At 60.7% G+C, this 12,576-nt stretch carries 14 protein-coding genes; 11 read left to right on the forward strand and 3 right to left on the reverse strand.

The annotated features are described in order from the left end of the window. Window positions 1-183 precede the first annotated feature (183 nt). From guaA to WNY61_RS03830, 10 genes are all read left to right on the forward strand, one after another. Window positions 184-1,746 (forward strand): glutamine-hydrolyzing GMP synthase, encoded by a 1,563-nt coding sequence (gene guaA / locus WNY61_RS03785; RefSeq protein ID WP_007120461.1) that lies wholly within the window; start codon window positions 184-186, stop codon window positions 1,744-1,746. A 2-nt stretch (window positions 1,747-1,748) separates the two neighbouring features. Further along, window positions 1,749-2,027 carry a putative quinol monooxygenase gene (locus WNY61_RS03790; protein ID WP_342850125.1) on the forward strand — a complete coding sequence of 93 codons (279 nt, stop codon included), beginning with the start codon at window positions 1,749-1,751 and terminating at the stop codon, window positions 2,025-2,027. Beyond that, window positions 2,024-2,893 (forward strand): DMT family transporter, encoded by an 870-nt coding sequence (locus WNY61_RS03795; protein ID WP_342850126.1) that lies wholly within the window; start codon window positions 2,024-2,026, stop codon window positions 2,891-2,893. The genes WNY61_RS03790 and WNY61_RS03795 overlap by 4 nt, the downstream gene beginning before the upstream one ends. A gap of 117 nt (window positions 2,894-3,010) precedes the next feature. Next, a complete protein-coding gene (locus WNY61_RS03800; RefSeq protein WP_342850127.1) occupies window positions 3,011-4,099 on the forward strand; it encodes an outer membrane protein transport protein in 1,089 nt (362 codons plus the stop codon). Window positions 4,100-4,210: 111 nt separating this feature from the next. Further along, a complete protein-coding gene (locus WNY61_RS03805) occupies window positions 4,211-5,143 on the forward strand; it encodes a DMT family transporter (protein ID WP_342850128.1) in 933 nt (310 codons plus the stop codon). 12 nt (window positions 5,144-5,155) lie between these two features. Beyond that, window positions 5,156-6,016, forward strand: a complete 861-nt coding sequence (locus WNY61_RS03810) for an ATPase (RefSeq protein WP_342850129.1) — start codon at window positions 5,156-5,158, stop codon at window positions 6,014-6,016. 56 nt (window positions 6,017-6,072) lie between these two features. Continuing rightward, window positions 6,073-6,990 carry a homoserine O-succinyltransferase gene (gene metA / locus WNY61_RS03815; protein ID WP_120351192.1) on the forward strand — a complete coding sequence of 306 codons (918 nt, stop codon included), beginning with the start codon at window positions 6,073-6,075 and terminating at the stop codon, window positions 6,988-6,990. Beyond that, window positions 6,980-7,954, forward strand: a complete 975-nt coding sequence (locus WNY61_RS03820; RefSeq protein WP_342850130.1) for an alpha/beta hydrolase — start codon at window positions 6,980-6,982, stop codon at window positions 7,952-7,954. Before metA ends, WNY61_RS03820 begins: the two co-directional genes overlap by 11 nt. A gap of 48 nt (window positions 7,955-8,002) precedes the next feature. After that, window positions 8,003-8,872: a polyphosphate kinase 2 gene (ppk2, locus tag WNY61_RS03825; protein ID WP_342850131.1), complete on the forward strand. Its 870-nt coding sequence runs from the start codon at window positions 8,003-8,005 to the stop codon at window positions 8,870-8,872. Continuing rightward, window positions 8,865-9,482 carry a TetR/AcrR family transcriptional regulator gene (locus WNY61_RS03830; RefSeq protein ID WP_342850132.1) on the forward strand — a complete coding sequence of 206 codons (618 nt, stop codon included), beginning with the start codon at window positions 8,865-8,867 and terminating at the stop codon, window positions 9,480-9,482. The genes ppk2 and WNY61_RS03830 overlap by 8 nt, the downstream gene beginning before the upstream one ends. Window positions 9,483-9,496: 14 nt before the next feature. On the opposite strand, the gene WNY61_RS03835 is transcribed toward WNY61_RS03830, so the two are convergent. After that, window positions 9,497-10,492 (reverse strand): LLM class flavin-dependent oxidoreductase, encoded by a 996-nt coding sequence (locus WNY61_RS03835; protein ID WP_342850133.1) that lies wholly within the window; start codon window positions 10,490-10,492, stop codon window positions 9,497-9,499. Between the two features lie 238 nt (window positions 10,493-10,730). Between WNY61_RS03835 and WNY61_RS03840 the strand changes: the two genes are divergently transcribed. Continuing rightward, window positions 10,731-11,420 carry a hypothetical protein gene (locus WNY61_RS03840; protein ID WP_342850134.1) on the forward strand — a complete coding sequence of 230 codons (690 nt, stop codon included), beginning with the start codon at window positions 10,731-10,733 and terminating at the stop codon, window positions 11,418-11,420. 149 nt (window positions 11,421-11,569) lie between these two features. Here WNY61_RS03840 and rpsI read toward each other — a convergent pair whose 3' ends face one another. Both rpsI and rplM read right to left on the reverse strand, forming a co-directional pair. Next, a complete protein-coding gene (gene rpsI / locus WNY61_RS03845) occupies window positions 11,570-12,070 on the reverse strand; it encodes a 30S ribosomal protein S9 (RefSeq protein WP_040701529.1) in 501 nt (166 codons plus the stop codon). Window positions 12,071-12,072: 2 nt separating this feature from the next. Further along, window positions 12,073-12,534 (reverse strand): 50S ribosomal protein L13, encoded by a 462-nt coding sequence (gene rplM, locus WNY61_RS03850; protein WP_007120448.1) that lies wholly within the window; start codon window positions 12,532-12,534, stop codon window positions 12,073-12,075. Window positions 12,535-12,576 lie beyond the last annotated feature (42 nt).

A 12,576-nucleotide genomic window follows, 5' to 3' on the forward strand; every position in this document is an offset into this window, starting at 1 on the left:
GCAAGTCTTGCTTGTGACTAACCCATTCCCAGCGCCCCCTTCGCGCGGATAACGCCCCTCCGCGGCAAAAAGCGACATCGGGTGCCGTCCCCGCGTCATTGCGGCGCAATAAACGCCTTGGGGCTGCCTCTTCGGCGCCCTTGAGGCTTGCCAGCACGCGCCCACGCGCCTAATCACACCCCCATGACAGATATCACCCATGACCGCCTTCTCATCATCGACTTCGGCAGCCAGGTTACGCAGCTTATCGCGCGCCGCCTGCGGGAGCTGAATGTCTTTTGCGAAATCCACCCGTTCAACGTTGTGGACGATGCTTTCCTTAAGGAATTCGCGCCTAAGGCGGTGATCCTGTCAGGCGGCCCGTCCTCTGTGTTTGCCGAAGGCGCGCCGATGCCGCCACAGGCTGTCTTTGAATTAGGCGTGCCGATCCTTGGCATCTGCTATGGCCAGCAGGTCATGATGCACTGTCTTGGCGGTCATGTAGAGCGTGGCCACGGCACCGCCGAGTTTGGCCGGGCCTTTGTCACCCCCACCGGGCAGCAGCTTGAACTGCTCGAAGGCTGGTTCGCCACCGACCGCGAGCAGGTCTGGATGAGCCACGGCGACCACGTCAGCAAGATCGCTCCGGGGTTTGAGGTCTACGGCACCTCCCCCAATGCGCCTTTTGCCATTACCGGCGACGTATCGCGCAACTTCTACGCGGTGCAGTTCCACCCAGAAGTTCACCACACCCCCAACGGCCCGCGCCTCTATGAGAACTTCGTGCGTCTTGCAGGCTTCAAGGGCGATTGGACGATGCGCGCCTACCGTGACGAGGCGATTGCCGCCATTCGTGAGCAGGTCGGCGACCAGAAGGTGATCTGTGGTCTTTCCGGTGGCGTCGACTCCTCCGTGGCCGCTGTACTGATCCACGAAGCCATCGGTGACCAACTGACCTGCGTCTTCGTTGACCACGGTCTGCTGCGCAAGGGTGAGGCCGAAGAGGTCGTCACCATGTTCCGTGACCATTACAACATGCCGCTGATCCATGCGGATGAGCAGGAACTGTTCCTTGGTGAACTCGACGGTGTCTCGGACCCCGAGACCAAGCGCAAGATCATCGGCAAGCTGTTCATCGACGTGTTCCAGAAACACGCGAAAGACGTGGGCGATGCGACCTTCTTAGCCCAAGGCACGCTCTACCCGGACGTGATCGAAAGCGTCAGCTTCTCCGGTGGCCCTTCGGTTACGATCAAAAGCCACCACAACGTCGGTGGCCTGCCCGAGAAGATGGGCCTCAAACTGGTCGAGCCGCTGCGCGAGTTGTTCAAGGACGAGGTGCGCGAGTTGGGTCGTGAGTTGGGCCTTCCGCCGTCGTTCATTGGTCGGCACCCCTTCCCCGGTCCGGGCCTGGCAATCCGCTGCCCCGGTGAGATCACCCGCGAGAAGCTGGCGATCCTGCGCGAAGCCGATGCCGTCTATATCGACCAGATCCGCCGCCACGGCCTCTATGACGAAATCTGGCAAGCCTTCGTAGCGATCCTGCCCGTGCGCACCGTGGGCGTGATGGGCGATGGCCGCACCTATGACTTCGCCTGCGCTCTGCGTGCGGTGACCTCTGTGGACGGCATGACAGCGGACTACTACCCCTTCACCCATGACTTCCTTGGTGAAACCGCCACGCGGATCATCAACGAAGTGCCGGGCATTAACCGCGTCACCTATGACATCACTTCGAAACCTCCGGGCACCATCGAGTGGGAATAAACATGAGGGTGGCCCTGACCGGCCACCTTCGCTGCGCCACCCCGGCCCAAGCGGACCGGGTGCGCGCGGGGCTTGACGCGCATCTGCGCCTCACCCGCGCCGAGCCGGGATGCTTGCGGTTCGACGTGACCCCCACCGATGATCCACTTGTCTGGCAAGTATCAGAGCTTTTCACCGACCGCGCCGCTTTTCAGGCCCATCAGGCCCGCGCTGCGACATCAGACTGGGCCACACTTACCGCCGGGATCACACGTGACTATCAGATCACGAGCCCTGCATGACCCCGACCTTCCGCGCCGCCCTTTGGATGACCGGTTCCATCGGCTCCTTCTCAACCATGGCGGTGGCGGGGCGTGAGCTTTCGGCGCGGTTCGATACGTTTGAGGTGATGCTCTACCGCAGTGTGATCGGCGTGATCATCGTCGTTACACTTGCCGGGGCCACCGGGGCATGGCGGCAGATCAACACCCGCGACTTTGGCACACAACTGCTGCGCAACCTCGCGCATTTCACCGGGCAAAACCTTTGGTTTCTTGCAGTTTCCCTGATCCCGCTCGCGCAGGTTTTCGCGCTAGAGTTCACCTCACCGCTTTGGGTCATCGTTCTGTCGATCTTCCTGCTCGGCGAACGGTTGACCGCCACGCGGGCGCTGGCGGCCGTTTTGGGGTTCATCGGCATATTGATCGTCGCACGCCCTGATATCGGCAACCTTAACACCGGCATTCTGGCCGCGGCGGGCTGTGCGGTCTTCTTTGCCCTAACCAATGTGCTGACCAAACGGCTGACGCGCACCCAAGGGATCACCACGATCCTGTTCTACCTCACCACGCTGCAACTTATTTTCGGCCTGATCTCTGCTGGCTACGACGGCGATATCGCTTTGCCTACAGCAGACACGGCACCCTTTGTGCTGCTTGTAGGTGCCTGCGGTCTGCTGGCCCATTACTGCCTGACCAACGCGCTTAGCCTTGCACCGGCAACCGTGGTGGTCCCGATTGACTTTGTCCGTCTCCCGGCCATCGCCGTGGTCGGTATGCTGCTCTATGGAGAGGTATTGGATGTCTGGGTGTTCATCGGTGCCGGTATTATCTTTGCGGGCAACTATCTGAACCTTATGTTCGAGACCCGCAAACCACACATTTGGTAATTTTGTCTCAGATTTCAGCCTGACCTTAGGTCAGGAATTGACGCAATTGGCAGCAATCCGCTTAGATCATCTCAACCTGCGCCGGGGAGGTTCGGTGCAGTACCTTGGGAGAGAAACATGAAATCACACTTCTTGGCAATTCCGGCGCTTCTGGCGTCGACCGCCGCCATTCATGCGGGCGGTATTGACCGCTCTGGTCAGTCCATCAACGCTCTGTTTGAAAGCGGGCGTTATGCGGAGTTCAGCTTTGGGCATATCTCGCCTGATACGAGCGGCACTTCGGTTGCTGCGCTCGGCAGTGCCAACTCAGGCAACGCGACCGAAGACTACATGCAGTTCGGTGCTGCCTATAAGGCCGACATCAACGACAAACTGTCCTATGCGATCATCTATGACCAGCCCTTTGGCGCGGACATCGATTATCCCACCGGCACCGGCTACTACGCCGCAGGCGCGCAGGCCGATCTTGACGCGCACGCTCTGACCGGCCTGCTGCGCTACCGGATGAACGACAACTTCAGCGTTCACGGCGGTCTGCGCGTGCAAACCATCGAAGCCACAGCGGCTGTCCCCTTCGTCGGCGGCTATACGGTTGATGGTGAGCGCGACACAGGCGTCGGTTATGTCGCTGGTGTCGCCTATGAACGCCCCGACATCGCCATGCGCGTGGCGCTCACTTATAACTCCAGCATCGACCATGACGTTGACACCACTGAGTTCGGCGCAGTCATGAGCACGACCGAAATCGAAACACCGCAGTCGGTGAACCTCGACTTCCAGACCGGCATCGCGGCTGACACGCTTCTGTTCGGTGGCATCCGCTGGGTTGATTGGTCGTCCTTCGATATTTCTCCGGCTGCCTATGCTGGCGCCACAGGCGGTGCATCTCTCGTGAGCTATGAGAACGATGTTTTCACCTACTCGCTGGGCGTGGGCCGTCGACTGAATGACAACTGGTCGGTCTCTGCCTCCGTCGGCTATGAGAAGTCTGAAGGCGGCTTTGCCTCGAACCTCGGCCCGACCGATGGCAACAAGAGCCTCGCACTGGCCGCCGTCTATACCCGCGACAATATGAAAATCACCACCGGCGTGCGCTACGTCAACATCGGTGACGCAGAGACGGCCATTCCGGGCTTTGCCCCCGCAGCAGAGTTTGAAGACAACGATGCCGTGGCCTTTGGTGTCAAAGTAGGTTTCACCTTCTAATCACCCCGGACATCCGCAGAAATTACGCCGCTCGATCCTGTCGGGCGGCGTTTTTCATGCTTGCGCATCTTTCGGGTCGTCCGAGCCGCGCCAAACGCCTAAACCCGCCCCATGATCACTCAAAAAACCATACCCCCGCGCGCCTGGATCGAAATGGGCTTTCTTGCCCTCCTCTGGGGGGCGTCTTTTGTCGCCGTGCGGGTTGCACTGGATGAGATTGGACCGCTCACCTCGGTCGCGCATCGGGTGTTCTGGGCGATGCTGGTGCTTTGGGCCGCAGTCGCCATCATGCGCCTGCCGTTGCCACGCGACCCGCGCATCTGGGCCGCTTTCCTTCTCATAGGACTTTTGAACAACGTAATCCCCTTCTCGCTCATGGCCTGGGGGCAGTTGCATATTCCCTCCGGACTGACCTCGATCCTCAACGCCGCCACGGCAATCTTTGGCGTACTGGCCGCCGCCATTTTTCTGGCGGATGAACGCATCACCCCACGCAAAGCGATTGGCGTCTGCCTCGGCTTTGCCGGGGTCAGCACCGCCATCGGGCTGGAAAACCTCACGAATTTCGACCTCGGCAGCCTTGCGCAGCTCGCCGTGCTGGGCGGGGCGATGTCCTATGCCATGGCGGGTGTCTGTGCGCGGAAATTCCTGCCGGGCCAGCCGCCGCAACTGGCTGCCGCCGGGATGCTAACCGGGGCCACGCTGATCATGCTGCCGCTGGCATGGGCCGTCGAAGGGCCGCTCACGCTGGACCTTGCCCCGGCGACGCTCATGGCCATTGCCTATTACGCGCTGGCTGCCACGGCGCTGGCCTATCTGCTCTATTATCGCGTGCTGGCCATGGCGGGCAGCAGCAACCTTATGCTGGTGACGCTGTTGGTTGCGCCCATGGCGATACTGCTGGGCGCATGGCTGCGCGATGAAACCCTACGCCCTGCCGCCTACACCGGCTTTGCCCTCTTGGCACTTGGACTTTTGGTGCTTGATGGCCGCATCTGGCGTCTTGTCAGACACTGGGGTAATCAGGGGAAACGAAGCACTTAACCTTGGTGATACATGCTCTACCCCACGGCTGACGACTGGCGCGCGGCGCCGCGCCGCAAAGTTCTGATCTTTGGCATGTCGGGTTTGGGCAAGACCCATCTGTCCAGCCTGCTGCGGACCAGCGGCGATTGGTTTCACTACTCCATCGATTACCGTATCGGCACTCGCTATCTGGGCGAACTGATCGCTGATAACGCCAAAGCCGAGGCGATGAAGGTGCCGTTCCTGCGTGATCTGCTGCTCAGCGATAGCATCTACATCGGCTCAAACATCACCTTCGACAATCTATCGCCCGTGGCCACGTGGCTCGGCAAACCCGGCGATCCGGCGCGCGGTGGGCTGCCCATGGCGGACTATGCAACGCGCCAAGAGGCGTTCCGCCGGGCCGAGATCAATGCGCTGCAAGACACCGCCTATTTCGCCAACCGCGCCGAAGCGCTCTACGGCTATCCGCACTTCATCTGTGACACCGGTGGCTCGATCTGCGAATGGGTCGATCCCGAAGACCCGAACGACCCGCTCTTGCAGCAATTGGCAGACGAATGCCTGCTGGTCTGGATCAAGGGCGATGAGGCCCATACCGAAGAACTGATCCGCCGTTTCGACAAAGCCCCCAAGCCGATGGCCTACCAGCCTGAATTCCTCGCGCGTGCGTGGGCCGACTATCTTGCGGAAAAGAATATCCGCGAAGACGCCGTGAACCCCGATGATTTCATCCGCTGGACCTATGCCGCCGCGCTGTCGCACCGCCAGCCGCGCTATGCTGCCATGTCGAAATGGGGCGTCACGATCACCCCTGCCGACATCGACACACTAAAAGCTCCCGAAGACTTTACCGATCTTATCGTCCGCCACCTACCCTCGGGCGGTTGAACCCACCACGCCCAAGATTACCTGACTGCTCTGGCTACCCCTGAAAGACCTGTCTCATGCCCATCAAGATCCCCTCCCGCCTGCCCGCCTTTGACGTTCTGCGCAACGAAGGGGTCATGGTGCTGGACGAGGAACTGGCGTCCCGACAGGACATTCGCCCGCTGCGCATCGCCCTGCTGAACCTGATGCCCAAGAAAATCCAGACAGAGAACCAGTTTGCCCGTCTGATCGGCGCGACGCCTCTTCAGATTGAACTCAGCCTCATCCGCATGTCAGACCACCAAGCCCGCAACACGGCAGCGGAACATATGGAAAGCTTTTACCGCCCCTTCGAGGAGATGAAAGCCGAGAAATTCGATGGGCTGATCATCACTGGCGCCCCGATTGAGCATCTTGAGTTTAACGAGGTGACCTATTGGGACGAGTTGGGCGAGGTGATGGAATGGACCCAGACCAACATCCACTCCACCTTTGGCGTCTGCTGGGGCGGCATGGCGATGATCAACCATTTCCACGGGGTTAAGAAACACATCCTGCCCGAGAAAGCCTTCGGCTGTTTCCGCCACCGCAACCTCGCGCCCGCCTCGCCCTATCTGCGCGGGTTTTCCGATGATTGCACCGTGCCCGTCTCGCGCTGGACCGAGATGCGCCAAGACGAAGTGAACACGCACGCGGGCCTTACCACGCTACTGGGCAGTGATGAAGTCGGCCCCTGCCTGATCGAAGACCCCGCGCACCGCGCGCTCTATGTCTTTAACCATTTCGAATACGACCGCGACACGCTGAAACAAGAGTATGACCGCGACGTTGAGAACGGCGTGCCGATCAACGTGCCTTGCAACTACTACCCCGAAGATGATCCTTCGCGCACCCCGGTGAACCGCTGGCGCAGCCACGCGCATCTGCTTTATGGCAATTGGATCAACGAGATATACCAAACCACCCCTTTCGACATGAATGAGATTGGCCATTAAACTGATGTTCGCGATCCTATTGGCGCTGGCACTGCTGGTGGCGCTCATTCAATGGCGCGCTGCGCGGCATGAGGCGCGTGCCGAAGCCAGCCATCCGCCTGTGGGTGACATCATTGATGTCGACGGACTGCCAGTCCATGCCAAAGTGATCGGCAGTGGGCCGGACCTTGTGCTGATCCATGGCGCGAGCGGCAATCTGCGCGATTTCACATTCGATTTTGCCGCCCGGCTCAGCGACCGCTACCGCGTCATCATGTTCGACCGCCCCGGCATGGGCTACACCGCCCGCCTGCCCGGCGCCCGCGGCGCGTGGAACCCGCGGGGTGAGTCGCCACAAGAGCAGGCCGCTTTGCTGCAAAAGGCTGCCGATAAACTGGGCGTCGAATCTCCCATCGTATTGGGCCATTCCTTTGGCGGCGCCGTGGCGCTGGCATGGGGGGTGCAGCGCCCAAAGGACACCGCCGCGCTGGTGCTGGTCTCAGCGGTATCAGAGCCTTGGCCGGGTGGACTAGGCTGGATCTATAACCTGAGCGCATCCCGCCTTGGCGGCGCACTCTTTATTCCCACCGTCACGGCCTTTGTCCCCGACAGTGTGGTGCAAAGCAGCATTGAATCCATCTTTGCCCCGCAGCCTGCGCCCGAAGGCTATGCCGATCACATTGGCACCGGGCTGACCCTGCGGCGCAGCGCCAGCCGCGCCAATGCCCAGCAAGTTCACCAACTGCGCCCACATGTGGTTGAAATGTCGGAACTTTACGACCGTCTGACCATGCCGGTCGAGATCATCCATGGCGACGCAGATACCATCGTCCCAATGCATATCCACGCCGAAGAACTGATCAACGACATCCCCAACGGTGCCCTGACCCGGCTGTCCGGCATGGGCCATATGCCCCAACACACCGCCCCGCAGGCGGTGGTGGATGCCATTGACCGCGCCGCCGCCCGTGCGGGTTTGCGTTAATCACCTTAACATCCCATACTGAAACAAGAACACCCGCAAGGAGCGCCCATGGACCTGCCCTTTGACGGCGCGATCAGCGCCTTTTTCGAGAATGACGCCCCCGAGGACATCCGCCAGTCGATTCAGCGGGCAGACAAGGACGACATCCTCTCGCCCAGCTACCCGCACGACGAGCGCCTGTCGCGCAAGAGCTATGAGCGGGACTATGAACGGCTCCAAATCGAAATGGTCAAACTGCAGTCTTGGGTGCGCGAGACCGGCCAGCGGGTGGTCATGGTCTTTGAAGGGCGCGATGCGGCGGGCAAAGGCGGCACGATCCGCCGCATGCGAGAGAACCTCAATCCGCGCGCAGCGCGCGTCGTGGCCCTGTCAAAACCCACCGAGACGGAACAGGGCGAGTGGTATTTCCAACGGTATATTAAACACTTGCCCACTGCGGGCGAGATGGTCTTCTATGACCGCTCTTGGTACAACCGCGGCGTTGTGGAAAAGGTCTTTGGCTTTTGCACCCCCGAACAGCGCGCGCATTTCTTTGAGCAGGTCACCCCGTTTGAACAGATGCTCGCCGAAGACGGCATCCACCTGATTAAATTCTGGCTGAACGTCGGACGTGCCGAGCAGTTGCGCCGCATGCTTTCGCGCGAATCCGATCCGTTGAAGCAGTGGAAACTCAGCCCCATTGACGTGAAAGGCCTCTCGAAATGGGAGGAGTACTCGACCGCCATCAGCGAGACCCTGTCGCGCAGCCATACACCCGAAACCCCTTGGACCGTAATCCGCTCTGACGACAAGCGCCGCGCGCGGCTGGCCGCAATGCGCTATCTGCTGAACCGCTTCGACTATCCCCAGAAAGACGCCAAGGCGATCGGCAAAATCGACGACGACATCTGCGGTGGGCCGGGCATCTGGGATGCCTAAACGCGGCTACCATCACGGCAACCTGCGCCAAGCCTTGATTGATGCAGCACTTGAGTTGATCGAGCAGCGCGGCCCCACGGGCTTCACCCTGTCCGAGGCCGCCAAACGCGCGGGCGTCACCCCTGCCGCCGTTTACCGCCACTTCGAAGGCCGCGAAGACCTGATCGCCGAGGCCGCGCATCAAGGCTATGATATCTTTGCCGAATTGATGGAGTTCGCCTATGAATCCGGCCAGCCTTCGGCCCTGAAAGCCTTCGAGGCCACGGGCCGCGCGTATCTGGCATTCGCGCGCAAATACCCCGGCCATTACATCGCGATGTTCGAATCCGGCATCTCGGTCAACCGTACGCCGGAACTGGCCCATGCCGCCAACCGCGCCAACGGCGTGCTGGAACGCGCGGCATCCGACCTCAGCCAGCATATCCCGGCAGACAAGCGCCCCCCAGCCTCCATGTTCTCGGCCCATATCTGGGCGATGAGCCACGGCGTGGTCGAACTTTTCGCCCGCAACTCGCCCGGTCGGGCGTCGCCCTTCCCAGCAGACGATCTGTTGGAAACCGGGATCGGGATTTACCTGCGCGGGCTGGGGTTGGTCAGGCCCGACGAGTGACGGGGCAGCGGCACTTAAGCCGCCACCTTCATGTCTTGCAACACATCCGCTGCAATCTCAAACGAACGCAACCGCGCCGCGTGATTGTGGATCTGCCCGGTCAGAATCAACTCATCCGGGCGGTGCTGTGCAATCAACGCCTCAAGCTGCCGCTTAACCGTATCGGGGCTGCCCACCGCCGAAATCCGCAGCGCTTGATCCACCCCCTGCCGCATCCCTGCGCCAATCTCGGCGTCGATGTCACGCACCGGGCGTGGCAGCTTGCCGGGGCGGCCTGTGCGCAGACGGGCGAAAGCCTGCTGCATGGTGGTGCGCAGATAGGCACCCTCTTCATCCGTGTCGGCGGCGAATACGTTCACCGCCAGCATGAAGCGCGGCACGGGGCAGGCTTCGGACGGCTTGAAATCCCGGCGGTAGATCGCGGTGGCCTCTTCCAGCGCGTCCGGCGCGAAATGCGAAGCATAAGCGTAAGGAAGCCCAAAATGCGCCGCCAGTTGTGCGCCGTATAGCGAAGAGCCGAGGATCCAGATCGGTACATGCGTCCCCTCGCCCGGATGCGCACGGACCGGCGAGCGCGGTTCGGCGTCGCCCAGATAGGACATCAATTCGGCCACATCATCAGGAAAATGATCGCCGCCGCCCATGCCACGCCGCATGGCCCTCATCACAGCTTGATCGCCGCCCGGCGCGCGGCCAAGGCCCAAATCAATCCGGTCGCCATGGATTGCGGCCAACGTGCCAAACTGCTCTGCAATCGCCAAGGGCGCGTGATTGGGCAGCATGACGCCACCCGCCCCCACGCGGATATGCTGCGTGTGATCCGCCACATGCCCCAGCAGAACCGAGGTCGCCGCGGAGGCGATGCCGGGCATGTTATGATGCTCTGCCATCCAGAACCGGTGGTAGCCCTTGGCTTCGGCCAGTTGCGCCAGCGCGACAGAATTGCGGATCGCCGTTGGTGTGTCTGACCCTTCAGGCACCGGGGCAAGGTCGAGAACTGAATACTGCATGTCTATCTCCTGTGTTGCGCTTGATATAGGCAGGCACCTCCCCGCCTGGAACCGCGAGGGCTGAGAAAAACCAAACACTTGGGCGAAATATCCGCCGATCACGATGTTATGTTCTAACGCATGCCAGATATGCGCGAACGGCGCTTGCAGCTCTCCCATCACGGGCATATCCGAAGGGCCTTCACAACCAGACCTCGCCAGTCGCAGACAAGCCACGGTCCAAAACTAGGCAAAAGCTATGAACATCAAACACCTTATCGGGTTCGGCCTCACCGCCGGGCTGCTCTCCTCCGCGGCCTATGCTCAGGACAATATTACAACCGGGTTCGACCCCGTCATCGAAGACCGCGGCGCTACCTCAATGGTTGGCTGGACCGCTGGTGTCTCTGCCGCCACGCGTTTCAATACCTCGGACGATTTTGACCACCTCGAGAACGAAGTCGAAGGCTTTGTTGAGCTAACTTACGGCGGCTTCCACACCGGCCTGAGCGCGACATCGCTTTACCAAGACCCCACAGACGACGCCGAATTCGAAGCGAACCTTGGCTATGGCGCAGACTTTGGTCAGGGCATGAGCTGGGATCTGAGCTATTCCTACATCTGGCTGGACGATTCCGAAAACCACAGCGAGGAAATCACCGCGACGCTGGGCTTCCCCATCGGTCGTGACGCCTCTGGTGCATTCGCAGTGATCATCGACCCCGACAATGGCGAAAGCGATCAAGAAGTGGCGTTTGAAGCGCCCCTGTCTGAGCGTTGGACCGCCGTTGGCCTGATCGGCAACAGCGACCGCGACGACAACATCTATGCCGAAGCCGGTGCCGTCTATGACTTTGGTGATGGCGTCAGCTTTGAAGCGCTCTACGAAGACACCAACGATGGTGACGGCGTGCTGGGCTTCACTGTGAGCTACGAAATCGGCGGCTAATCCCGCAAGGGATTACACATGATCCGAATCAGAGGCCGTTGCGGGAAACCGCAGCGGCCTTTTTCATGACCAGCGGTCAAACATGCCCAGCCCCCAACGAAAAAGGGCCACCCCGGAGGGCAGCCCTTTCGCAAACTTGATCGGAAAGCTTAACGCTTGGAGAACTGGAAGCTCCGGCGCGCTTTGGCCTTACCGTATTTCTTCCGCTCAACGACGCGGCTGTCACGGGTCAGGAAGCCTGCCGCTTTCAGCGCACCGCGCAGGGAGGGATCATAAAGCTGCAGCGCCTTGGAGACACCGTGCTTAACCGCGCCCGCTTGGCCGGACAGACCGCCGCCTTTGACCGTTGCGAACACGTCGAACTGGCCTTCGGTGTTGGTGATGCCGAAAGGCTGCGCCAGGATCAGCTGCTGCACGGGGCGCGCGAAGTATTCGTTCTGCGGCTTGCCGTTCACGATAACCTTGCCGGAACCGGGCTTGATCCAAACGCGGGCGACCGCGTCTTTACGTTTGCCGGTGGCATAGGCGCGGCCCAGTTCGTCACGAACCGGCTCACGAGGGGTCATTTCGGTTTCGGTGCCCTGCACGCCGCCGATGTTCTCGGTCACAGCGGCTTCGAGCCCTTCGAGTGTTTTGATTTCGTCAGCCATGCTCATGCACTCCGCGTGTTTTTCTTGTTCATGGACTTTACGTCCAGAACTTCGGGGCTCTGGGCCTCATGGGGGTGATCGCTACCTGCATAGACGCGCAGGTTGGTCATGATCTGGCGGCTCAGGCGGTTGCCGGGCAGCATACGCTTGACGGCTTGTGTCACCACACGCTCAGGATGCGCGCCTTCAAGGATTTGCTCCTTGGTGCGCGACTTGATCCCGCCGGGGTGGTTGGTGTGCCAGTAGAAGTTTTCTTCACGCTTCTTGCCCGTCATCTGCACCTTCTCGGCGTTGATGACGATCACGTTGTCGCCGCAATCCATATGCGGTGTGAAGGACGGCTTGTGCTTGCCGCGCAAGCGCGTGGCGATGATCGAGGCGAGACGGCCCAGCACGACGCCTTCGGCGTCGACGATGATCCATTTCTTGTCGATATCTGCCGGTGTCGCAGAAAAGGTTTTCATGGAAGAATTCCCGTTTGAGGTTGGTCGAACGAGGATTCCCCC

Source organism: Sulfitobacter sp. AS92 (genome assembly GCF_038900015.1).
Taxonomy (GTDB): domain Bacteria; phylum Pseudomonadota; class Alphaproteobacteria; order Rhodobacterales; family Rhodobacteraceae; genus Sulfitobacter.